The organism is Nocardioides sp. NBC_00850 (assembly GCF_045207335.1).
Lineage (GTDB): Bacteria > Actinomycetota > Actinomycetes > Propionibacteriales > Nocardioidaceae > Nocardioides.
The window spans coordinates 1,152,704-1,175,594 of sequence record NZ_CP108845.1; the positions used below are offsets into that span (position 1 = coordinate 1,152,704).

A 22,891-nucleotide genomic window follows, 5' to 3' on the forward strand; every position below is an offset into this window, starting at 1 on the left:
CCGATTCCCCCCGAGGGTGCTAGATCATTCAACGCATGCAACGCGGGAAACGCCTGCTCACGCTATTGCATCGGGTTGTCATGCCCTCGTAATGAGAAGGTCGTCGGTTCGATTCCGACAGGCGGCTCCACCCAAACCCTCGTCTGACCAGCCAGAACATGGCAGGAACGGCGGGGGTTTCCGCGTTTTCGCCCACCGCGCCCGTCGGGGAGTAGTCGGCCTGAACGCTCACGAGACTTGCCTGGCGACTCTTGACGGCAGCCTCCGACCCCTGGTTATGTTAGCGCTCACATTCATGTGACCGCAGTCACAGTGAGTGGCCCGGCGTTTGTCCAAAGCTGACCCTGGAGCGCAGATGGACCAGTCGAATCCGACCCCCGAAAACCCGCGCCGGAAGCATCTCGGGCGCACCCTGGCGGCGCTCGCGTCGTTGCCCCTGATCTTGGCCGGCCTGGTGACCACCGCGCCGGCTCAAGGCGCGAGCGACGTGGGGCTCGTCGTCCACTACCCCCTCGACCAGACCACCGGCACCACGGTCGTCGACGAGTCGGGCGCCGGTCGCAACGGCACGCTGGTCGGTGACGCGACCTGGCTCGGCGGCGAGGGGCTGTCCCTCGGTGGCACCAACGGGCACGTCAGGCTGCCGAACGATGTGATGGCCGGACTGACGTCGATCACCGTCTCGCTCGAGGTGAAGATCGCAGCGGACCAGGCCACGCCCTACTTCATCTGGGGCCTGGGCAACACCGGCTCCAACGGCACGGGCAACGGCTACCTGTTCACGACCGGCAACGCCTATCGGACGTCGATCGCCACCGGCAACTGGAGCACCGAGCAGACGGTGACGGCCGGCCGCAACCTGGTCCGCGACACCTGGAAGACCATCAGCTACACGCTCGCCGACGGCACCGCGGTGCTCTACGAGGACGGTGTCGAGGTCGCCCGCCGCACCGGCGTGACCATCACGCCCGGTCAGATCGGCAACGGGGTCACGACCGCGAACTATCTCGGCCGATCCGTCTACAGCGGCGACCGTCATCTGAAGGGCCAGTTGCGCGACTTCCGGATGTACGACCGCGCGTTGACGGCGGCAGAGGTCCACGAGCTGGGCCACGTCACCGACGAGCAGCGCGTCGAGCGCGACCTCGCCTGGCTGGACCTGGGCGACACGTCCCGCGTCGTCAGTGACCTCTCGCTCCCGAGCAGCGGCCCGAACGGCTCCACCTTCACCTGGGCCTCCTCCGACCCCACCGTCGTCTCCGCGACCGGCGACGTCACCCGCCCGCCCTACGGCAGCCCCGACGCCGCCGTGACCCTCACCGCCACGGCAGCCCACGGCTCCGCCAGTCAGCCCGAGGCGTTCACCGTCAACGTGCCGGCCGACATCAGCGACGAGGAGAAGGTCACTCGCGCCGCAGCCGCGCTCAAGGTCTGGGACGCCGACCAGCTCCGCGGCAACATCACCCTGCCGACCCAGGGCCTGCACGGCACGACCGTCAGCTGGACGTCCAGCGAGCCTGCCGTCGTGACGCCGACCGGCGAGGTCGACCGGCCGGCGTACGGCGAGAAGGCCGTCCGCCTGGCACTCAACGCCACCGTGAGCCTGGGCAAGGTCAAGGACAAGCGGCAGTTCCGCCTGACGGTCCTGCCGCTGCCGAAGCAGGAGCCGCTCGAGGGCTACACCTTCGCGTACTTCACCGGCGAGGGGACGGCCGACGGCGAGCAGATCTACCTCGCCGCCAGCAGGGGCAACGACCCTCTCCACTGGGACGAGCTCAATGGCGGCCAGCCGGTGCTGCGGTCGCAGCACGGCGACAAGGGCGTACGCGACCCGTTCATCATCCGCTCCCCGGAGGGCGACAAGTTCTACCTGATCGCCACCGACCTCAAGATCTACGGCAACGGGGACTGGGACGCGGCACAGCGCAGCGGGAGCCGCTACATCGAGATCTGGGAGTCCACGGACCTCGTGAACTGGTCCGAGCAGCGACATGTCCGCGTGTCCTCGCCGCAGGCCGGGAACACCTGGGCGCCCGAGGCCTACTACGACGAGGGGATCGGGGCGTACGTCGTCTTCTGGGCCTCCAAGCTCTACGACGAGGAAGACCCCGAGCACGCCGGCAACACCCACAACCGAATGGTCTACGTCACCACCAGGGACTTCCGGACCTTCAGCGTGCCGCAGGTGTGGATCGACCCGGGCTACTCGGTGATCGACTCCACCGTCGTCGAGCACGAGGGGACCTACTACCGGTTCACCAAGGACGAGCGGAACAACACCTCCACCACGCCCTGCAGCAAGTTCATCGTCGAGGAGAAGGCCACCTCGCTGCTCGACCTGGACTGGAGCTTCGTCGCGGAGTGCATCGGCAAGGCGACGGCCGACAACCCGGGCATCGACCGCGGCGAGGGGCCGACGATCTTCAAGTCCAACACCGAGGACAAGTGGTACCTGTTCATCGACGAGTTCGGCGGCCGCGGGTACGTGCCCTTCGAGACCACCGACCTGGACTCGGGCTTCTTCCGGATCTCCAGCGACTACCAGCTTCCCAGCCGCCCCCGCCACGGGACCGTTCTCCCGGTGACCAAGGCCGAGCTGGACCGCATCCGCACCGCCTACCGCGTGTTCTGAGGAGACCATCGTGCACAGAATCCGTCTGCTGACCGTCCTGTCCGCCGCCACCGTCCTCGCACTGCCCCTGTCCTACGCAGCGCCCAGCCTCGGCGCGGACCGGCGAGCCGCTGCACCCGAACCCGACTACACGATCACAGCCCACGCCGGTCAGCCCGGACCCGAGATCAGCGACACGATGTACGGCGTCTTCTTCGAGGACATCAACTACGCGGCCGACGGCGGCCTCTACGCCGAGCTCGTGCGGAACCGGTCCTTCGAGTTCCTGCCGGCTGACAACCGCTCCTACACCGGGCTGACCGCCTGGACCCCGCGAGGAGAGGGCGGAGGCAGCGGCAATGCGGCCCCCGTCGACGACGGCTCCCGACTCAACGAGCGCAACCGCACCTATCTGCAGCTCTCCCTGGCCAACACCGCCGGCGGAACGTACGGCGTCTCCAACGGCGGCTGGAACAACGGCGTCGCGCTCGAGGCCGGCAAGCGCTACGACTTCTCGGTCTGGGCACGCTCGGACGCCGCCGGCGGTACGCCGCTGACCGTGTCGCTGCGCGACGAGACCGGCGCCACCTCGTACGCCGATCCGGTCCGAATCCAGGTGAACGGTGACACCTGGAAGAAGTACGCCGGCACCTTCACCGCGACGTCCAAGACCGACTCCGCACGCCTGTGGCTGCAGGGGGAGGGCGTCGGCACCCTCCGCCTCGACATGGTCTCGCTGATGCCCGAGGACACCTTCATGGGCCGCGAGAACGGGCTGCGCAAGGACCTCGCCGAGAAGATCGCGGCGCTCGAGCCGGAGTTCGTCCGCTTCCCGGGCGGCTGTCTCGTCAACACCGGCAGCATGTCCGGCTACGACGCCGCCTCCGGCTGGCAGCGCGCCCGGTCCTACCAGTGGAAGGACACCGTCGGCCCGGTCGAGGAGCGCGCGACGAACGCGAACTTCTGGGGCTACAACCAGTCCTACGGACTCGGCTACTACGAGTACTTCCAGTTCGCCGAGGACGTCGGGGCGATGCCGCTGCCGGTCGTGCCGGCGCTGGTCACCGGGTGCGGCCAGAACCGGGTCACCGACGACGAGGCCCTGCTGCAGCGCTACATCCAGGACACCCTCGACCTCATCGAGTTCGCCAACGGCCCGGTCGACTCCGAGTGGGGCGCCCTGCGCGCGGAGATGGGACACCCGGAGCCGTTCGGACTCACTCATCTCGGCGTCGGCAACGAGGAGAACCTGCCGGCGGAGTTCTTCGAGCGGTTCGAGAAGTTCCGCGCGGCCATCGAGGCGCGCTACCCGGAGATCACGATCATCAGCAACTCCGGCCCCGACGACCAGGGCGCGCTCTTCGACCAGCACTGGGCGCAGAACCGGGCCGCCGGCGTCGACATGGTCGACGAGCACTACTACAACTCCCCGACCTGGTTCCTGCAGAACAACGACCGTTACGACAGCTACGACCGCAACGGGCCGAAGGTCTTCCTCGGCGAGTACGCCTCCCAGGACAACAAGCTCTTCAACGCGCTGTCCGAGGCGGCGTACATGACCGGGCTCGAGCGCAACGCCGACGTCGTGCGGCTCGCCTCCTACGCCCCGCTGCTGGCCAACATCGACCACGTGCAGTGGCGCCCGGACATGATCTGGTTCGACAACGACCAGTCCTGGAGCTCCGCTAACTACGAGGTCCAGAAGCTGTTCATGAACAACGTCGGTGACTGGGTCGTGCCCAGCGAGGCGACCGGCAAGGTGATCGAGGCGCAGCCCATCACCGGTGGCGTCGGCCTCTCCACCTGGGCCACCTCGGCGGCGTACGACGACGTGTCAGTCACCGCACCCGACGGGACCTCCCTGTTCGCCGACGACTTCCAGGACGGCAACGCCGAGGGCTGGAGCTCCCTGGCCAACCGGGGGAGCTGGTCGGTCGTCGACGGCGCCTACACCCAGACGGACGCTGCTGCCCAGGACACCCTGGTCGGGGCTGCGGACATCACCGCGAGCGACTACGACATCAAGCTCAAGGCCAAGAAGCTGTCCGGCGCCGAGGGCTTCCTGGTGGCGTTCGGGGTGAAGGACTCCGGCAACCTCTACTGGTGGAACATCGGCGGCTGGAACAACACCCGCACCGTCGTCGAGAAGGCCACCAACGGCGGCAAGGAGACCCTGGTCGCCCGTGAGGGTCACTCGGTCGAGACCGGACGCACCTACGACGTACGGATCGAGGTCCGTGGCACCCACGTCCGGCTCTTCCTCGACGGCCAGCTCTTCCAGGAGTTCGACGACGACCAGGTCACCGAGCCGTTCGCGCAGGTGGTCACCCGGGACGAGGCGACCGGCGACCTGCTCGTCAAGGTCGTCAACGCCCAGGCCGAGCCGGCGGTCACCCGCATCGACCTCGGCGTCAAGGTCGCCTCCAGGGCGCAGATGACCGTCATCAGCGGCGACCCGGAGGAGCAGAACACCCGTACCGCACAGCCGATCAAGCCGGTCACCAGCACCATCCGCGGTGTCGACAGCACTTTCACGCGCACGTTCGCGCCGTACTCCGTGACCTTCATCCGCATCCAGACCCGGTAGGGGAGCATCCATGTCCGATCACCTGAACCACCTCAGCCTCCGGGCCGGCTTCAGCAGGCGACACCTTCTGCAGGCCGGGGTCGGCCTCGGGGCGGCGGCTGCCCTCGCCGGGCAGGTCGCGCCCGCCGCCGCGGCGCCGTCCACGCCGATGCCCAGCGACGCCGAGATCTGGGGAGTGCCGACCCTGAACCCGCTCGTCGAGCGCCGGGCCGACCCGTTCGTCACCCGTCCCGTCGATGGGATGTACTACCTGACCGGCTCCGTTCCCGAGTACGACCGTCTGGTGATCCGCGGGTCGGCCTCGCTCGCCGGCCTCGCCACCGCGGCGGAGTCGGTGATCTGGCGCCGCCCCGCCAGCGGGAAGATGGGCGGCCACATCTGGGCGCCCGAGCTGCACCGCATCGACGGTCGCTGGTACGTCTACTTCGCCGCCGGCGACTCCGACGACGTCTTCCGGATCCGGATGTACGTCATGGAGTCGACGCTCGCCGACCCGCGCGACCCCGCCGGCTGGGGCGCACCGCAGCAGATCATCACGCCGTGGCAGAGCTTCGCCCTCGACGCCACCACGTTCGAGCACGCCGGCCGCCGCTACCTGGTCTGGGCGCAGAGCGAGCCCGAGATCGCGGTGAACACCAGCCTCTACATCGCCGAGATGAGCTCTCCGTTCGCGATCAGCACCTTCCCGGCACGGATCGCGACCCCGACCCGCAGCTGGGAGGTGCAGGGCTTCAAGGTCAACGAGGGGCCCGCCGTGCTGGTCCGCAACGGCCGCGTCTTCATGACGTTCTCCGCCAGTGCGACCGACTCGCGCTACTGCATGGGCTTGCTCACCGCATCGGCGGACGCCGACCTGCTCGACCCGGCGTCGTGGGTCAAGAGCCCCGATCCGGTGTTCACGACGAACGTGCAGACCGGGCAGTACGGCCCGGGGCACAACTCGTTCACGGTCGCCGAGGACGGCGTGACCGACGTTCTCGTCTACCACGCCCGGGACTACCGCGACATCACCGGCGACCCCCTCTACGACCCGAACCGGCACGCTCGCGTGCAGAAGGTGGTGTGGCACGCGGACGGCACACCCATGTTCGGGGTCCCGGTCGGGAAGGGCGGACCGATCGTGCGGCTCACCCCGCTGGACGCGCCGGGCTCGTTCGTACGCCACTACGAGTACGCCGTGCGGGTGGACCATGCCCCGAAAGACCTCGCCGACAGCCAGTTCCGCTTCGTCCCCGGGCTGGCCGGCGACGGCTCGGAGTCGCTGCAGTCGGTCAACTTCCCCGACCGGTATGTCCGGGTCACCGGTGGCACGGTCCGGATCGACCCGGTCGAGCCCGGCCCGGCGTACGCAGCTGCGGCCAGCTTTCGTCGGATCCCGGTCAAGGGCGGCGTCTCGCTGCAGGTGGCCACGGACCGCGGCGACTACCTCCAGCACGACCGTGGTGCGCTCACCGTCGGTGGCACCGCGGGACGGCGCTCCAGCACCTTCACCCTGACCTGAACACCGGTTACCAGATGTCGAGGTTTGGCGACGCTCGACGCAGGATGCGTGCTATCACTTCCGAGTGCGGTCCGGGCGCCCGTGCTGCTGGAGTCCCCCCACTCGGTAGCGAGGGCGTCCAGGACCGCACGCCAAGTTCGCGTGGGCTGCGTCCATGGTCAGACTCGATCCGCCGACACGACCTCGACCGGCTGCTCGGAGTGAGGCCCGGTCCACCAGACGACGGTGGTGACCAAGCCGATTGCGAGCAACACGGCGGTCATCCAGAACGGATAGGTGCGGTCGATCCCCGAGAGCCACCCGGAGATCAAGCCGAACGGGGCGGCAGCGAGCATCACCGCGGTGCGCTGCAGTGCCATCACCCGTGACCGCTCGGCCTCGTCGACGTGGAAGGCGACGAGCGACTCCGAGAGCATGAAGAGCATCCCCGCGCCGAAGCTGTCGAGGAGGAGGCACACCCCGAGAAGCGCGTACGTCACCAGGTCGGCCTCACCCTCGGCGGCGGGGATCACGACGAGCACGAGCTGGCCGGCCAGATAGATGCCGAAGCCCCACAAGGTCGCCTGTTTGAGATCGTGCCCCGAGGTCAGCCGGCGGATGAGGGTGAAGAGGAAGAGCACCGACAGCAGCGAGCGCACCATCGGAAAGAACGGCAGCACCGGGTCGGGCACGTGCAGGTGGTGGTTGACCAGGACCTGCCAGAAGGTGGCGTTGACAAGGGTGACAGCCGCGACGAGGGCGGCGATGGCCAGCGCCAGCAGCGAGCCGCGCGAGCGGGCCAGCAGCCGCGCGGCCTCGCGGTAGCCGGCGAAGAGGCGCCAGAGGCTCTCATGCCGGGTCTGCTCCATCCGGATCCGGCCCTGTCGGGTCTCGTGGGAGGCGGCGTACAACAGGATGATCTTGGCCAGCATCACGACCGCGGCGTTGATGAAGAGCACCCGCACTGCGGGCTCCATGCCGAACTGCGCGACCATGAAGGCGGCGATCGGGGCGAAGAGAGCCGAGCAGTCGGCCGCGACCCGCACCAAGGAGTAGATGCCGGTGATCTGGTCGCGCTCCGCGTCCTCGACCATCAGGCAGTCCCAGGCGTTCTGCGTGACCTGCAGTGCGCCGTTGAGCAGCGACGCGGCCAGAAAGGCCCAGAAGTCCTGAGCGAACGCCCAGATCAGACAGGGGATCACGAAGGCGATCACGTCGAAGACCGCGTTCGTCAGCCGACGTCCCATCCGGTCGGTGATGATGCCGCCGGCGAGCCCGAAGAACACCTGGGAAATCATCCCGGCGGTTGCGAGCAGGCCGATCTGTGCGTCGTGCAGTCCGAGCGTGAGCATGAAGACGGAGAGGTATGGCAGCACCAGCGCCATCGACAGGCCCCACATCGGCTCGGTCCACACGCATGCGCGTGGGTTGCCACGGAGGTGGATCAGGGTATGCCAGAGGGAGCCGGGGGAGGATGCCACCGGGACAGTGAACCAGGGGTGACATCGAGGGTGGAAACGCTTTAGTCGGGCTCCTGCGACGTCCGATTGCCGCCAGAAGTGACGGACCGACATCGGTTGAATGGTTCATGAAGCAACCAATTCGAACGATGGGAAGCACATGAAGGTCGCCCTTGTCACCGGAGCCAGCCGCGGTATCGGCGATGCCACGGCACGCCACTTGGGCCCAGAGCGGCAACAACGTCATCCTGACCGCCCGCCGTCCCGAGACCCTCGAGGCAGAGGTCGAACGGCTCAACCGCGACGGCCACTCGGCCTCGGCACTCCAGCTGGACGTCACCGACCGCGACAGCGTGCAGCGTGCTGCTGACCATGTCGCCGCGACGTACGGTCACCTCGACGTGCTGGTCAACAACGCGGGCGTCCTTCCGGAGGCCACCAACCCTGACCCGGCCGAGGTCGTCGATCTCGAGATGTTCCGGATCACCTACGAGACCAACCTGATCGGCGCGGTCGCGGTCCTGGAGGCGTTCCTGCCGCTCATCCGCAAGAGCGAGGCGGGGCGCATCGTGAACGTGACCTCCACGATGGGGTCACTGACGGATCAGACCAACCCGGAATCTCCCTACTACGGCATGGTCCTGCCCGCCTACCAGTCGTCCAAGGCGGCGCTGAACAACGTGACCATCGCGCTGGCGAAGGCGCTCACCGAGACTCCCGTCAAGGTGACCTCGGTGTGTCCGGGATTCGTGCAGACCGACCTGACCCCGATCAACCGGGACAACGCACCCACGACGGCGGACCAGGCCGCCGAGGTGGTCGTCCGCGCTGCGACCCTGCCCGACGACGCCCCGTCAGGGACGTTCGTCGATGCCGACGGTCCGGTGCCGTGGTGAGTCCCGGCTGAGCGGTCTGGTCAGCCGGCCGCGATCTCCGCGAGGAGGTCGGCGGCCGGCGCGGGGTGGACGAGCCAGCCGAGGTGGCTCGACCTCAGGGTGTGGACGGCGTACGGGTTGTCCGGGGTGAGGGCGTCGCCCTCGCGGATCAGTCGTTCCTGCATCGCCGGCGGCATGCTGACGTCCTCGCTGAGGCGTACGAACGCACGGGGCACCGTTCCCCAGGTTGAAGCCTGGGCGCGGTCCTCGGAGCCGCCGGCGTCGAGGTTCTCGTCGGGCTGGAAGGTGTTGAGGAACGTACGGAACTCGTCGTCGGTGCCGTCGGCCATGAAGGCGTGCTTGAGACCGGCGAGGACCTCGGGGGAGGCGGTGCGGAAGTTGCAGCGCAGCAGGCCGACGTCGGCGGGGTTCGCGGCGGCCGCGCCGATCAGCGCGGAGGCGTCGAAGGAGGCCATCTCCGGCTCGGCGTTGTACGCCACCGCATCCAGCTCCACCGGGGCCCAGGCCGAGACGTAGACCATCGAGTCGATCAGGTCCGGGCGGGCGTTGGCGGTCGCGGTCAGAGTGATCCCGCCTCGGCTGTGCGCGACGACGATCACCGGGCCGTGCTCCTTGGCCCGCTCTAGCACCGAGACGAGACGAGCCACGTTGTCGGCGAGGGTGACGCCCTTGATCCCGCCCGGGGCCGAAGCGAGCTCGGCGAGGTCCTGGGGCGCCTGGTAGGCCGCCGGGAACGTCGCCTCGAAGCCGTGGCCGGGGAGGTCGACCGCGAGGGAGCGGAGCCCGCGTAGCGCCAGCTCGGCCTGCAGCGGTGCGAACGAGAACGAGTTGGCGAAGGCGCCGTGGACGAGGACGAAGGTCGGCTCCGGGGAAGACATGGGCGAGACCTTAGCCGCGAGTCGGCGATGGCGGCTGGCCTTTTATTCGTCGGCCACACCACCGAACGGAGCCGACCGCGGCGCCTCACCCATCGGCGTACCTCCGTAGACGACCGAGCCGTCGGCGCGCTGGTAGGTCAGCCACGGGACGGTCTCCGTGAAGCCGACGCCCGGCTTGCTGTAGTCGCACACCCCTTCGGGGAAGGCCGCCTCCAACCGGGTCCACTGCGCATCGCTGAGACCGAAGGCGCCGTAGTCGTCAGTGCGACGCAGCGGCTTGAGCTGGCACTTGGCGTTGTCGGAGTAGTTGTTGTCGCCGGCCACGATCCGCGGTGTCGCGAAGTCGGTCTTGACCAGGTCGCTGACCGGTCCGAGCCCGCACACCAGGTCCGAGACCGGGTCGACGACAAGGTTCAGCGCCGGGTCCAGGACCGGGTTGACGGCACCGTTCAGGCCGTCGAGCGCGCCGCCGGTCAGGTCGTCCACGAGCGGGTCGGCGACTGGCAGGAACAGGCCGTCCTCGCTGGAGATGCCCTGGGTCTGGGTGCACCGGTCGTGCAGGTCGCCGGGACGGTCCTGGACCACCTTGTCGGCCAGCGGTACGTCGCGCTCGTCCGCCTCGACCGAGGCCAGCCAGCGGTCCATCGCGAGCAGCGCCTCCTTGGAGTAGCTCGGGTCTCCGATGAGGGGTGTCACGCCGTACCAGATCACCTGGTTGTCGGCGTGACCCTGCTCCCGGGTCAGCCGGTCGCGCATCGCCCAGGCCCAGCGCGCGTCGTGTGCGACGCCCGGGTCCGGTCCGCGGTGGTCGATGATCGCCACGTCGGAGAGGTTGCTGGCGGTGTTGACCATCCCGCTGCGGTAGGCGTTGGTGAGCGCCGTCGGGTCCGCGACCGAGCGCTGTGCCCGCGGCCGGACGTCGATGTCGAGCCCGCCGATCTTCTCGTTGACGTCGACGAACTGCTCCGGCGTGATCGCCCCGGAGCGCAGCGCCTCGAGGCCGTACTGCACGCCGGTGTTGTCCAGCGGCGAGCCCGCGAAGCCGCGCCCGATCTGCTTCTCCTGGGGTGTCCACACACTCTCCGGCCGCGGCCCGAAGACGTTGATCGCACCGTCGATGATCGAGCAACGTACGCCGCCGGGGTTGCGGGCGGCGTCGTAGCGCTCCTGGTCGCTGACCCCGGCGCACGGGTGCGTCGGCATGACCGCCTGCTTGAACAGGCCCTCGTCGGCGGTGACCGCGTTGAGCGGCAGCAGGTGGCCCTCGACCGCCGCCCACTGCAGCGGGTTCCAGAACTTGCCGTCGGTGAGGCGTTCGGAGCTCTCGAAGTACTTGCGGAGCAGGTGATAGTCGGAGAACTGCAGGCCCGGCGAGAGCGAGTCGGGGTAGGAGCAGGTCACGACCAGGCCCTGGTAGATCCCGGGGTAGGCGTTCGCGATCGTCTGCTGGGCGATCGAGCCGCCGGAGCAGCCGCTGCCGATCGTGTAGCGCAGGTCGCCGTACGTCTCGACGAGATGCTCCTTGGCCATCATCAGCGACTCGGCCGCGCTCGACACGTTGCAGTTGTGGCCGGTGTTGGCCAGCGCGGTGGAGAGCATCGCGAAGCCGCGGCCGAGGGCGACGGTCGGGCTGTCCCCGAGGGCGTCCGCGACGACCGGGATGCCGAGGTCGAAGGTGCCGGCGTAGTCGGCGGTCGGCGCGGTCCCGGTCTCGTGGTCCACCCCGCAGCTGCCACCGTGCGGGATGAACAGCTTGTTGTTCCACTGCTGCTGTGGCTGCCAGCGCTGCCACGGCTTGCCCGGCTGCCAGAGCACGGCGATCCGGTACTGGTCGCGGTTCTGGTAGCCGGTCTCGACACGTACGACGAACGGCACCGTCACGCCCTCGTCGGTGGTCGTGGTGGCGACGTCGCGAGGCGGGTCCGCGGGGTCGTAGGGCTGGAGACCGTCGAGCAGCGGGTTGGTGGACCGGTAGAGCCAGCTGATCGTCGGCTCCTGGTTGCACTGTGCGTCCGTCGCGGTCGGCTGGCAGCGCCACGGCTGCAGCTGAGGTCCGGAGAAGATCGGTCCGCCGCGTGGGTGGTTGGTGATCGTGAGCCAGGCGCCGCGACCGTCAGGCAGGCGTGCGGTCAGCTCGTTGGTCCCGACCCGCAGGCCGCGTACGACGCCCTCGATCTCGCCGTTGGGCCGCTCGGCGAAGGCCGCGGTGACGTCGCGGTCACCCTTGCGGCTCGACGAGTGGCGGGTGTCGCCCAGCCCCCTTGATTGCTTCGGGCTCCGCTTCAGCCAGACCCGCAGGTCGTCGGCGTCCGCCCCGTCAGGCAGCGTGATCCGCACCAGGGCGTTGTCGTCGAAGACCAGGTCGGCCCGGTTGGAGAGCGTCTCCAGGACGATGTCCTCGGCCGGAGCGGGTGCCGCCGGGGCAGGTGCCACACCGAGCAGCATGCTCGCGACGAGGGCGGACACCGTCGCGATCGAGAGGGGCAGGGCGCGAGCGGGCATGGCATGCCTTTCCGAGAGCTGCGCACGTCCCTCGAGCGGACGCTCGCCGTGACAGGAGAATGCCCCCTGCCACGGCGACCGTCAAGGAAGCTCAGCCTGCGACCGCCTCCCCGCGGGCGACCATGCCGGCCTCGTCGGAGAGCTTGACCTCCTTGAGGAACAGCGCGAGCGCGAGACCGAGGAGGATCAGCGGTACGAGGTACCAGAACGCCGGTGCGAGCGCCTCGGTGAAGGCATCGACGACCCAGGTGTGGAGCGGCTCGGGCAGCTGCTCGACAGCAGCCGGGGTGAGGCTCCCACCGGAGAAGCCGGCGCCGTCGGCGGGCATCATCCCCGAGGAGGCCATCTTCTCGGCCAGGCCACCGAAGTTGTCGGACAGTCGCGTGGTGAACACGGTCGTGAACAGCGCCGTACCGACAGTCGCACCGATCTCCCGGAAGAAGTTGTTCGCCGAGGTCGCGGTGCCGAGCTCGTGCGGGTCGACGGCGTTCTGGACGGCGAGCACGATGGTCTGCATGACCAGGCCCATCCCGGCGCCGAGCACGAAGATCATCAGCCCGAAGACGACCATCGACATGTCGCCGGTGATCGTGGTCAGCCAGGCGATGCCGGCCGCGGTGATGAGCAGACCGGCGATCGGGAAGATCTTGTAGCGGCCCGTCTTCGAGATCGCGATGCCCGAGCCGATCGCGGTCAGCATCATGCCGGCCATCATCGGCAGCATCAGCAGTCCGGAGCTGGTGATCGAGGCACCGGTCGACATCTGCAGGAACGTCGGCAGCATCGCCATCGCCGAGAACATGCCCATCCCGAGCACCAGGCCGATCAGCGTGGTCACCGTGAAGGTGGGGTTCTTGAAGAGGCGCAGCGGGATCAGCGGCTCGGGCGCGAGGGTCTCGGTGACGATGAAGGCGGCCACCGAGGCCAGGGTGCCGACGAGGAGGCCGAGCAGCTGCGGCGAGGACCAGTCGTAGCCGTCGTGGCCGAGCGACTCCCATGAGGTCAGCAGCACGATGCCGCAGGTGGAGAGCACCATGAACATGATCCCCAGCCAGTCGACCGGGCGCCCGGAGCGGTGCGAGGGCAGCCGCAGGGCGAACCAGGCCACGGCGAACGCGATGATGCCGACCGGTACGTTGATCCAGAAGGTCCAGCGCCAGCCCGGGCCGTCGGTGAGCCAGCCACCGAGAAGCGGCCCGATGACGGCGGAGATGCCGAAGAGGGCGCCCATCGGGCCCATGTACTTACCGCGCTCGGAGGCCGGCACGATGTCGGCGATGATCGCCTGGGACAGGATCATCAGCCCGCCACCGCCGAGCCCCTGGAGACCGCGGGCGGCGACCAGCTCGGGGAAGGTCTGCGCCATCCCGCCCAAGAGCGAGCCGAGCGTGAACAGGGCGACGGCGACCAGGAACGGCCAGCGGCGACCCCAGAGGTCGCCGAACTTCCCGTACAGCGGCATCACGATCGCGATCGCCATGATGTAGGAGGTGATCACCCACCCCTGGTGCTCGACCCCGTCGAGCTCCCCGACGATCGTCGGCATCGCCGTGCTCACGATCGTCTGGTCGAGGGAGGAGAGGAACATCGAGGCCATCAGGGCACCGAAGATCAGCCAGATCGTACGCGGCGTCAGCACGACCAACGGCTTGTCGGGCGCGTCGGGCGCGACCGTTTGACTCATGGGGTTGGACCTTCCAGGCGGGAGTTGAACAGGCAGGGGTTGAAGACGGTGGTGACACACGGGTCCCGTGTGACATGAGAAGTCCCGAGAGAGCTGCGGCTAGTCGTCGAGGAGCAGGCGGAGCTGGGCGACGGCCTCGGGCAGATGCGCCGCCGCATCGCCCTCGTAGCCTGATCGCGCCCACGCGAGCGCGCTCGATCGCATCAGCAGCCCGGCGACCATCCCGATCGTGTCGTCGTCGACAGGGGAGGGCCGTGCCGTGCGTCGCTCGGCGAGCAGCTGCTCGAGCTCGCCGATGACGCGCTGGTGCCAGGCGATGTGTCGCTGGACGAGGCGGGGTTCGGAGACCATCAGCCGCATCGCCCGCTCGCCCTGCTCGATGTTGGGAGCGGCATTCCTGAGGAATCCCGCCACCAGCGCCTCCAGGTCGGTCATCAGCCGCCCCGACGGCCCGCCGGAGACGAACTGCGCGCGCACCTCGGCGTCCAGGTCGATCTCCTGGATACCGAGGACCGCGTCGTCCTTGGAGTCGAAGTAGTTGAAGAACGTACGCGTCGACAACCCCGCCGCGGAGCTGATCTCCTCCACGGTGACGTCATCGAGCCCACGCTCGCCGACCAGTCGCTGAGCAGCCTCGATCAGCGCCAGCCGACGCTCCCGCTTCTGACGCTCGCGGGCGTTCGAAGGAGGGGCAGACGTGGACACGGCACTATTCTTGCAGCGAGTGCAAGTTGCAGTCAATGCAAGAATAATGTGTTGGGGGTTACACCGAAGGCGCTCAGGCCCCCGCAGCCGCCTGGTGCAGCGCGCGGATCTCCTCGACGAGCTCGGGGACAGGACCGACGACCTCGACGGCGGGCGCGACCTCCTGGATCGGCAGCGCTCGTACCGGCGACTCGCCGGCACCCCAGCCGGCCCGCCACTGCGTCAGCTGCTCGGAGGAAGCGATGTAGACGATCCGCCCGACCCCTGACCAGCCATGCGCCGCCGAGCACATCGGGCAGTGCTCGCCGGAGGTGTAGACCGTCGCCCCGGCCCGGGTCGCGGGGTCGAGGTGGATCGCCGCCCAGCGGGCGAGCTCGATCTCCGGGTGCGCGGTCGGGTCGCCGGTCGAGTGCTCTCGGTTGCGACCCTCCTGAAGCGCGTTGCCGGCGCTGTCGGCCAGGACGGACCCGAACGGGCCGTCGCCGTCAGCCAGCGCCTCGGCCGCAAGCTCCAGGCAACGTCGCAGGTGGTCCATGTCAGTCTGGGTCAGATCGGTGGTCACCGTTCCAGTCTGCTGTCCCAGGCGGCGTACGTCGCTTCATTTCACAACGGTCAGCCGGCCTCGATCACCGCGCAGGCGATCCGGTCACCGGCGTCACCGGTCTTGGTGGTGTCCTCGTCCGGGCCCTCGGGGGCGTAGCGCTCCGGGACGTTGGCGTAGTTGTCCCGGCCGGCGTGGATCATGACCGCGCTGCCGTCAGCGTCGCGGAGTTCGTCGAGCGTGAAGGGGCCGGTGAACTCCAGGCTGGCGGTGCCGTCCTCGTTCACGAGGAGCGCGGGCAGGTCGCCGAGGTGCTCACCGTGGGCGCTGTCGTCGGGGTTGAGGTGGCCGCCCGCGGAGAGGAAGTCGCCGGTCTTCGACGGGTCGTCCGGGGCAGCGCTGTCGGCTTCGCACTTGCCGGTCGTGTGCACGTGGAAGCCGTGGTAGCCGGCCGACAGGCCGCTCACCCGGACGCTGATCTGGGTGGCCCCGTCGTCCTCCTCGATCTCGACGGTCCCGACCCTCTTCCCCTCGGGATCGGCGAACCTCGCGCTCACCTCGTTGCGATCGTCCGGGTCAGCATCTGCCCCCTCCCCGCAGGCGGAGAGGGTCAGCAGGCCACACGCGGCGAGTGCGGCAGCCGTTGCACGACGGGACATGGGATACCTCCACGAGAACGGGATCCGGTCGCCTCCACCGTACGCCGCGGTGGAGGCGACCGGCGCGAGGGATCAGCAGCCGTCGCGGAGCAGGCCGGGCTGGCGTCCGACGGAGACCTCGATGAACTCGATCTTCGCGTCGCGGGTGTTGCCGGAGAGCAGGAAGCCGATCCAGCGGTCGCCGTCCTTGACGACCCAGGTCGTCTGGCCGTAGTCGTTGGTCTGCTGGGCGCCGGTCCCGTAGATGTCCTTGAGGACCATCAGGGAGTCGCCGATCGTGACGCCGCGAGCGGTCTCCAGGACGGGCTTGCTCATCCCGAACGAGACGATCTCGCCCTGCTGGTCGTAGGTGACGTCGACGCCGTCGCCGACCTGGTCGGCCCACTTCCAGTGCTTGCCCTCGCAGGCCTCCTCGCGCGCGGTGTCGCGGGTCATCCAGCCCTGCTGCACGAGAGACCGTACGTTGCCCTCGGCCTTGATCTTCCCGAAGGACCCGGGAGCCAACGGGCCGCCCCAGTCGAGGTTCGGCGTCGGAGTGGCCGTGATCGGGACCTCCGACGGGGCCGGTGTCGGCGTGGGAGTCGCGGGCGGTTCCGAGGAGGGAGCTGCGGACGGGGCTGAGGAGGAGGGGGCGGCGGAGGGCGAGCCGGCCGAGGGGGCCGGGTCGCTCCCGCACCCGGCCAGGCCGAGCAGACCGACCACGGCGGTCGCCGCGAGCGCAGCACGGAGCTGGATGCGGGATGTGGACATGGTGACTCCTCGTCGGTCGTACGCCCCGAGCGGGCGTCCTGCCGATCTAGACGGTCCACGGCCCGTCCCGGTTGCAGCCGGGACGGGCCGAATCCCCGCGCCTAGGCCGAGGCCATGTCCGGAACGGTCCGGGCAGCCCGCCCGGTCCGCAGGAACAGCAGCGCGATGGCGGAGATCGCGACCACGACGGCAGCGCCGACGTACAGGTTGACCGGCGTCCACGAGGCGTCGAGCAGGCGCCCGGCGAGCATCGGCGACAGGATCGCCCCGATGCGGCCGATACCGATCGCCCAGCCCATGCCGGTGCTGCGGATCTCGGTGCCGTAGACGGCTGGGGTGATCGTGTAGAGGCCGGCGATGCAGCCGTTGATGAGAGCTCCGACGAGCACGCCGATGATCAGCGCGACGGTGAGCAGGGCCGTGCTGGTGATGAAGACGACCATCGTCAGCGACGACAGCACCGTGAAGCCGATCAGGACCAAGCGGCTGTCCAGCCGGGAGGCGACGAGGCCGTAGAGGACCGAGCCGGCGGTGCCGCCCAGCGCCAGCATCATGCCGGCGGTGACCGCGTCCGCCTCGGCCATGCCCGAGGTCACCAGCAGCTGCGGGGTCCAGCTGTTGACGAAGTAGAAGCCGAACATCGTGGCCAGGAACGCCACCCAGATGAGCAGGGTCGAGCGGCGCAGGTCAGCGCTCAGCAGTACGCTGGGGTTGCCGCTGCGGTGCCGGGTCGTCGGCCGCGGCGCGGCCTCCAGTGCGTCCGAGGTGATCGCGGGCTGGCCGAGCCGCCCGAGGATCCGGTTGATCCGCTCGACGGCCTGCCGCGGACGCCGCTGGACCAGGAAGTCGACCGACTCGGGCAGCAGCACCACGAGAAGAATCAGCGCGATCCCGGTCGCGACCCCGCCGGCGACGAAGACGCTGCGCCAGCCGAGGTCGGCCAGCATGCCGCGCGCGGCCACGCCGCCCAGGGTGGCGCCGATGCCGTACCCCGCCGTGTAGAGGCCGATCGCCAGACCGCGCCAGCGCGCCGAGGCGTACTCGCTTGCGATCACGTTGGTGCTGGCCAGGATGCCGCCGACCCCGAGCCCGGTGACGACGCGGGCTAGGCCGAGCAGGACGGCGGACGGTGCGACCGCGGAGAGCAGCATGCCGAGGGTCGCCAGGCCGACGCTGATCAGGATCAGCGGCCGGCGTCCGATGACGTCGGCGACCGGAGCCAGCGCCAGCGAGCCGACCGCCATGCCGACGAGCCCGGCGCTCAGCAGCACGCCGAGCTCCGAGCCGCTCAGCGCGAACTCCTCGGTCAGCGAGGAGGCGGTGAAGGCCATCGCCATCACGTCGAATCCGTCCAGACAGTTCAGCAGGACGCAGAGGGCGACGACCATCCACTGGTAAGGAGTCATCGCGGCGGCGTCGATGCGCGCACGAAGGTTCATCTCGGGTCTCTTTCGGGGTGGGGGTTCACGGAAGATGCAGGGTCACGGCGGCCGGTTCGCCGGTATCGCCGGGTTCGCCGCGGGCGGCGCGAGCGACGCAGAGGCACAAGGACGCGTACGTCTCCTTCTGCTGTTGGCTCAGGAACACGTCGCGGTGGTCGATGCGGCCGCTGACGTCGAGGACCTTGACCTGGCAGATCCCGCACTCGCCCTTGCGGCAGTCCCACATCACGTCGACGCCGGCGTCTTCGAGCGCGTCGAGCATCGAGCTGTCCTTGCCGACGCGGACGGAGCGGTCGAGCTGGGGGAGGTGCACGACGAAGTCCTCCGCCGCCCAGGCGCCGCTGCTGCCGAAGGTCTCGAACCGGAGGTTGGGCTCCGGCAGCTCATGAGCCACCCAGGCGCGGCGGATCGCGTCCATCAGCCGGATCGGCCCACACATGTACATCTCGGTCCTCGCCGCAGCCGGGGAGTCGGCGATCTCGCCGACGAGCGCCTCCACGTCGAGGCGTACGTCCTCGTCGTCGACGAACACCCGCACGCGATCGCCGTGCACCTGGACGAGCTCGTCGAGGTGGGCCATGACCGCACGCCGCCGGCCGGCCAGGACGAGCGTGTAGTCGGCGCCGCGGCGGCGCAGGGTGTCGGCCATCGCCACCAGCGCGGTGATGCCGATGCCGCCGGCGACCAGCACGTAGCGGTCGGCGCCGACCCCGAGCGGGAAGCTCTGGACCGGGCCGGTCATCTCGACCACGTCCCCCACGCGGAGGCCGTGCATGTGGCGGGACCCGCCGCGAGAGCTCGCGGCCAGCTGCACCCCGAGAGTGAGCCGGCGACCGCCGTCCTCGGAGCGTACGACGGAGTAGGACCGCTTGCGGACGTGCCCGTCGAGGTCGAGCCGGAGGTCGATGTGGGTGCCGGGCGCGGCATGGACGGGGCGGTCGGGGCAGAGCACGATGCGGCGTACGCCTTCGGCGAGGTCATCGGTCTCGACCACACGGCCCTGTTGCCACCAGGTCTGGGTGTTCACTGCCATGGCGGCTGCCTCACTTCGCAGCCGCGGCGGCGGGGAGACCCTCCGCCTGCAGCATGCGGTCCAGGATCCGGCGTACCCACATCCCACCGGCGTCGATGTTGAGGCTGTAGAACTCGTGGTCCGGGTTGGCATCGATCGCGCGCTGCTGGGCGGCCAGCATCTCCTCGTCCTCACCGAAGACACCGTGGACGCTCTGGCGCAGCTGGGTCGTGATCGTCTGGCTCTCCAGTCGGTAGTTGCGCATGAAGGCCCAGAAGTAGTGCGACGTGCGCGCGGTCTCGGGGGTGATCGTGTTCATCACGAAGCCGTTGACGCCCTGGCTGCGGTCGCCCTCGGGGGCGCCGGTGCCGGCCTTGGCGACGCCGACGTCGATGCGGATCGTCGAGGGGGCCTCGAAGTGGATGATCTGCCAGCGGTCGACCTTCCCGCTGAAGCCGGGGAACCGGTCGCGCATGTTCTTCAACCAGAACGGGGGCGCGTCGATGTCGCGCATCCAGCGGGTCACGGTCACGCCGCGGTCGGAATGGCTCACCTCGAACTCGGCCTCGGAGAGCTCGTCCTGCCCGATGCTCGAGCTGTGCACGAACTCCTCGTGGGTGAGGTCCATCAGGTTGTCGAGCACGAGCTGGTAGTTGCAGGGCGCGTAGATCGTCTCGCCGTCGCCGGCCCACTCCGGGGAGTCCATCTGGTGCATGTCGGGCACGGCGTCGGGGTCGGCGAGGTCGGGGTCGCCCACCCACACCCACACGTAGCGATGACGCTCCACGACCGGGTAGGACGGGACGATCGCGCTCGGGTTGATCGTCTCCTGCGCGGGCATGCTCGTGCAGCGGCCGGCCGAGTTGTAGCGCAGCCCGTGGTACGGGCACTGGATCTCGTCGCCGAGCACCTTGCCCTTCGACAGCGGCGCCAGCCGGTGCCAGCAGGCGTCGGCCAGGGCGACGGCGCGACCGTCGCTGTTGCGCCACAGCGCCAGCGGGCGGTCGGCGATGGTGCGGGCGAGCGGCTGCTTCGCGGTCACCTCGTGGTCCCAGGCCGCGACGTACCAGGCGTTGCGGGGGAAGTTGAAGATCTTGCTGGCGGCGGTGACCGGAGGCGAATCCAGGATGGTCATGTGGAAACTCCCTATGGAGATAGGTGTTGTGCTCGTCACAAACTACCTATCTCTATAGTTAGTGGCAAGAGGCGGGTACGCTCGCGCCACAGTCACTGCGTGAAGAGGGGGTCACGATGTCGCTGAGGTTCGCGCTGCTCGCGCTGCTCACCTCACGCCCGATGACCGGCTATGACGTCTCCAAGCAGTTCAGCCAGTCGGTGGCCCACGTCTGGCACGCTCCCGACTCGCAGATCTACCCGGAGCTGAACCGGATGGAGCGCGACGGCCTGCTCGAGTCAGCGGTCGTGCCGTGGGGCAAGAAGGGCACCAAGAAGGAGTACGCCGTCACCAAGGCCGGGGTGAAGGCTTTCCGGGAGTGGATGGACGAGCCCATCGAGATCCGCCGGCAGCGGGAGCCCGCCTACCTCAAGGCGGCCTACCTGGAGTGGGCCGAACCCGGCGCCGCGCGCGCCGAGCTGGAGCAGTTCCGTGACCACTGGACCGAGCATCTGGCGATGCTCGAGGCCACCCGCGCCACGCTCGTCGACCGTAGCCACCCCACGCTGGCCCGACGCCTCGAGCACTACGACGCGAGCCAGTGGGACCGGATCGTGCGCTACAAGATATTCGCCTACGACGGCCTGATCGACCAGGCCCGTGCCGCGGTCGCCTGGGCCGAGCGCGGCCTCGTGCTCGTCGACGAGCTGGAGGGCTCGACCGTCGACTGAGCCGGCGCGGTCATGCCGGCAGGCGTACGTGGAACCGGCAGCCGGTCGCGGCCGGAAGGTTCTCCACCCAGACCCTGCCGCGGTGCGCGTCGACGAGACCCTTGACGATGGCGAGACCGAACCCGGCGCCCTGAGCGCCCGCGCCCTCGGGTGCGGTCGGGGTGCGCGCGGAGCTGCCCTGCCAGCCGAGGTCGAAGACCCGCTCCATGTCACTGGGATCCAGGCCGCCACAGCCGTCGCTGACGCTGAGGTCGACGCTGCGTACGTCTCCGGGGGCCAACCGACAGTGCACCTCCACCGTGCCGTCCGCGGGGGTGTGCCGGATGGCGTTCATCAGCAGGTTGGAGACGACGCGGGACAGGCTTGCCGGGTCTGCGGTGATCTCGAGGCCGTCCTCGACCTGGCCACCGAGGCGGACCCGCCGCTCCCGGGCGACCGGGTCGGCCCCGGCCAGCGCCTCGCTGACCAGGTCGCCGAGCAGGACCGGCTCCGGTGTCAGGGTGAGGGCACCGGCTTGGATCCGGGAGAGCTCGAAGAGGTCGTCCACGAGCCGGGCCAGACGCTCGACCTCGACGCGGATGCGCTGGTGGTAGCGGTGGGGGTCGGCGGCGATCCCGTCCTCGAGCGCCTCGGCCATCGCCCGGAGCCCCGAGAGCGGCGTACGCAGGTCGTGGGCCACCCAGGAGACCAGCTCGCGCCGGGACTCCTCGAGCCGGGCCTCCCGTGCGCTCGCCTCCTCGAGCCGCCGCTGGGTCTCGGCGAGCTCGGCAGACAGCGACCGGAGCTCTCGCGGTCCGCTCTCCGCAGGCTGCTGATGACCTCCGAGCGCCATCTCCCGGGCCTGCTGCTGGACCGCGCCCGACCAGCGCACCATCGCGGAGCCGATGACGAATGCCACCAGGATCGCCACCACCACGGCGATCGAGGTGACCACGGTGATGACCTGCAGGTCGTGGCCGGAGAGGAACATCAGCCACGCGATCCCGAGTACGCCACCGAAGACCGTCAGCACCGCGACGGCTGCGACCAGGGTGAGCTGCCAGCGGATCGACCAGCGGCGCGTCAGCCAGGCGACCAGGAGCCCGGCCAGACCGACGGTGAGACCGGCGCCCGCGGCGACGAGGGCGATCTGGACGGCATCTGCGGTCTTCACGCGCCCACCTCCGCGGTCTCCCAGCGGTAGCCGACGCCCCAGACCGTCACCAGCCGCTCCGGCCGGGTCGGGTCGGACTCGATCTTCTCCCGCAGCCGGCGTACGTGGACCGTGACCGTCGAGCGGTCGCCGATCGTCCATCCCCAGACGTGCTCGAGCAGGTCCTCGCGGGTGAAGGCCTTGCCGGGGTGGCCGATCAGGTAGCGGAGCAGGTCGAACTCCCGGGTGGTCAAGGACAGCTCCGCCCCGGCGTTGGTCGCTACCCGCCGGTCGGCGTCGACCACCAAGGAGCCGTCTGAGACGACGCCGCCCTCGCCGGAGTGGCCGGTGCGCTTGAGCACCGAGTCGACGCGCAGCACCAGCTCCCGCGGGCTGAACGGCTTGCCGACGTAGTCGTCGGCGCCCAGCTCGAGCCCCATGATCCGGTCGGCCTCGCTGCCGAGCGCGGTGAGCATGATGATCGGCACCTCGCCCGCCTGCCGCAGCCGGCGGCACACCTCCAGCCCGTCGATGCCGGGCAGCATCAGGTCGAGGATGACGATGTCGGCGGGCCGCTCGCTCATCGCACGCAGCGCCTGTTCGCCATCGCCGGCCTCGACGACGTCGTGCGAACCCGCGCGCAGGTAGGAGGCCAGCACCTCGCGAACGGTGAGGTCGTCGTCGACGACGAGCACGCGTGCCATGGG

Annotated in this window: 18 protein-coding genes; 5 read left to right on the forward strand and 13 right to left on the reverse strand. The window is 69.4% G+C overall.

Annotated features, from left to right (window positions below):
• Positions 1–355: 355 nt before the first annotated feature.
• From OH802_RS05675 to OH802_RS05685, 3 genes are read left to right on the forward strand one after another with little or no spacing between them, the layout of a single operon-like run.
• Positions 356–2,632 (forward strand): immunoglobulin-like domain-containing protein, encoded by a 2,277-nt coding sequence (locus OH802_RS05675; RefSeq protein ID WP_406025919.1) that lies wholly within the window; start codon positions 356–358, stop codon positions 2,630–2,632.
• A 10-nt stretch (positions 2,633–2,642) separates the two neighbouring features.
• Positions 2,643–5,198, forward strand: a complete 2,556-nt coding sequence (locus OH802_RS05680) for an alpha-L-arabinofuranosidase C-terminal domain-containing protein (RefSeq protein ID WP_406025921.1) — start codon at positions 2,643–2,645, stop codon at positions 5,196–5,198.
• A gap of 10 nt (positions 5,199–5,208) precedes the next feature.
• Positions 5,209–6,699 carry a family 43 glycosylhydrolase gene (locus OH802_RS05685; RefSeq protein ID WP_406025923.1) on the forward strand — a complete coding sequence of 497 codons (1,491 nt, stop codon included), beginning with the start codon at positions 5,209–5,211 and terminating at the stop codon, positions 6,697–6,699.
• 158 nt (positions 6,700–6,857) lie between these two features.
• Here OH802_RS05685 and OH802_RS05690 read toward each other — a convergent pair whose 3' ends face one another.
• A complete protein-coding gene (locus tag OH802_RS05690; protein WP_406025925.1) occupies positions 6,858–8,159 on the reverse strand; it encodes an MFS transporter in 1,302 nt (433 codons plus the stop codon).
• Between the two features lie 182 nt (positions 8,160–8,341).
• Between OH802_RS05690 and OH802_RS05695 the strand changes: the two genes are divergently transcribed.
• Positions 8,342–9,034 carry an SDR family NAD(P)-dependent oxidoreductase gene (locus OH802_RS05695; RefSeq protein ID WP_406025927.1) on the forward strand — a complete coding sequence of 231 codons (693 nt, stop codon included), beginning with the start codon at positions 8,342–8,344 and terminating at the stop codon, positions 9,032–9,034.
• Positions 9,035–9,054: 20 nt separating this feature from the next.
• Here OH802_RS05695 and OH802_RS05700 read toward each other — a convergent pair whose 3' ends face one another.
• From OH802_RS05700 to OH802_RS05745, 10 genes are all read right to left on the reverse strand, one after another.
• A complete protein-coding gene (locus tag OH802_RS05700; protein WP_406025929.1) occupies positions 9,055–9,912 on the reverse strand; it encodes an alpha/beta hydrolase in 858 nt (285 codons plus the stop codon).
• A gap of 42 nt (positions 9,913–9,954) precedes the next feature.
• Positions 9,955–12,414: a DUF6351 family protein gene (locus tag OH802_RS05705; protein ID WP_406025931.1), complete on the reverse strand. Its 2,460-nt coding sequence runs from the start codon at positions 12,412–12,414 to the stop codon at positions 9,955–9,957.
• A gap of 91 nt (positions 12,415–12,505) precedes the next feature.
• Entirely contained in the window at positions 12,506–14,098 is a 1,593-nt protein-coding gene (locus OH802_RS05710; protein ID WP_406025933.1) for an MDR family MFS transporter, read from the reverse strand.
• 99 nt (positions 14,099–14,197) lie between these two features.
• Entirely contained in the window at positions 14,198–14,803 is a 606-nt protein-coding gene (locus OH802_RS05715; protein WP_406025935.1) for a TetR/AcrR family transcriptional regulator, read from the reverse strand.
• Between the two features lie 73 nt (positions 14,804–14,876).
• Entirely contained in the window at positions 14,877–15,365 is a 489-nt protein-coding gene (locus tag OH802_RS05720) for a nucleoside deaminase (RefSeq protein ID WP_406025938.1), read from the reverse strand.
• Between the two features lie 50 nt (positions 15,366–15,415).
• The gene (locus OH802_RS05725; RefSeq protein WP_406025940.1) at positions 15,416–16,003 is read right to left on the reverse strand and encodes a superoxide dismutase family protein; all 588 of its coding nucleotides are present in this window, start codon (positions 16,001–16,003) and stop codon (positions 15,416–15,418) included.
• A gap of 72 nt (positions 16,004–16,075) precedes the next feature.
• The gene (locus tag OH802_RS05730; RefSeq protein WP_406025942.1) at positions 16,076–16,753 is read right to left on the reverse strand and encodes a hypothetical protein; all 678 of its coding nucleotides are present in this window, start codon (positions 16,751–16,753) and stop codon (positions 16,076–16,078) included.
• A 101-nt stretch (positions 16,754–16,854) separates the two neighbouring features.
• On the reverse strand, positions 16,855–18,192 hold the full coding sequence (locus tag OH802_RS05735) for an MFS transporter (RefSeq protein WP_406025944.1): 1,338 nt from the start codon (positions 18,190–18,192) through the stop codon (positions 16,855–16,857).
• 25 nt (positions 18,193–18,217) lie between these two features.
• Positions 18,218–19,228: a PDR/VanB family oxidoreductase gene (locus OH802_RS05740; protein ID WP_406025946.1), complete on the reverse strand. Its 1,011-nt coding sequence runs from the start codon at positions 19,226–19,228 to the stop codon at positions 18,218–18,220.
• A 10-nt stretch (positions 19,229–19,238) separates the two neighbouring features.
• Positions 19,239–20,342, reverse strand: a complete 1,104-nt coding sequence (locus tag OH802_RS05745; RefSeq protein WP_406025948.1) for a Rieske 2Fe-2S domain-containing protein — start codon at positions 20,340–20,342, stop codon at positions 19,239–19,241.
• 116 nt (positions 20,343–20,458) lie between these two features.
• On the opposite strand from OH802_RS05745, the gene OH802_RS05750 reads away from it, so the two are divergent.
• Positions 20,459–21,052 (forward strand): PadR family transcriptional regulator, encoded by a 594-nt coding sequence (locus OH802_RS05750; RefSeq protein WP_406025950.1) that lies wholly within the window; start codon positions 20,459–20,461, stop codon positions 21,050–21,052.
• 10 nt (positions 21,053–21,062) lie between these two features.
• Here OH802_RS05750 and OH802_RS05755 read toward each other — a convergent pair whose 3' ends face one another.
• Both OH802_RS05755 and OH802_RS05760 read right to left on the reverse strand, forming a co-directional pair.
• A complete protein-coding gene (locus OH802_RS05755) occupies positions 21,063–22,205 on the reverse strand; it encodes an ATP-binding protein (RefSeq protein ID WP_406025952.1) in 1,143 nt (380 codons plus the stop codon).
• Positions 22,202–22,888: a response regulator transcription factor gene (locus OH802_RS05760; protein WP_406025955.1), complete on the reverse strand. Its 687-nt coding sequence runs from the start codon at positions 22,886–22,888 to the stop codon at positions 22,202–22,204. The genes OH802_RS05755 and OH802_RS05760 overlap by 4 nt, the downstream gene beginning before the upstream one ends.
• Positions 22,889–22,891: the final 3 nt, after the last annotated feature.

Coding starts and splice junctions, on each gene's coding strand:
- OH802_RS05675 (WP_406025919.1), top strand. CDS start 356: ATGGACCAGTCGAATCCGACCCCCGAAAACCCGCGCCGGAAGCATCTC.
- OH802_RS05685 (WP_406025923.1), top strand. CDS start 5,209: ATGTCCGATCACCTGAACCACCTCAGCCTCCGGGCCGGCTTCAGCAGG.
- OH802_RS05695 (WP_406025927.1), top strand. CDS start 8,342: ATGCCACGGCACGCCACTTGGGCCCAGAGCGGCAACAACGTCATCCTG.
- OH802_RS05700 (WP_406025929.1), bottom strand. CDS start 9,912: ATGTCTTCCCCGGAGCCGACCTTCGTCCTCGTCCACGGCGCCTTCGCC.
- OH802_RS05705 (WP_406025931.1), bottom strand. CDS start 12,414: ATGCCCGCTCGCGCCCTGCCCCTCTCGATCGCGACGGTGTCCGCCCTC.
- OH802_RS05710 (WP_406025933.1), bottom strand. CDS start 14,098: ATGAGTCAAACGGTCGCGCCCGACGCGCCCGACAAGCCGTTGGTCGTG.
- OH802_RS05725 (WP_406025940.1), bottom strand. CDS start 16,003: ATGTCCCGTCGTGCAACGGCTGCCGCACTCGCCGCGTGTGGCCTGCTG.
- OH802_RS05730 (WP_406025942.1), bottom strand. CDS start 16,753: ATGTCCACATCCCGCATCCAGCTCCGTGCTGCGCTCGCGGCGACCGCC.
- OH802_RS05735 (WP_406025944.1), bottom strand. CDS start 18,192: ATGAACCTTCGTGCGCGCATCGACGCCGCCGCGATGACTCCTTACCAG.
- OH802_RS05740 (WP_406025946.1), bottom strand. CDS start 19,228: ATGGCAGTGAACACCCAGACCTGGTGGCAACAGGGCCGTGTGGTCGAG.
- OH802_RS05745 (WP_406025948.1), bottom strand. CDS start 20,342: ATGACCATCCTGGATTCGCCTCCGGTCACCGCCGCCAGCAAGATCTTC.
- OH802_RS05750 (WP_406025950.1), top strand. CDS start 20,459: ATGTCGCTGAGGTTCGCGCTGCTCGCGCTGCTCACCTCACGCCCGATG.
- OH802_RS05760 (WP_406025955.1), bottom strand. CDS start 22,888: ATGGCACGCGTGCTCGTCGTCGACGACGACCTCACCGTTCGCGAGGTG.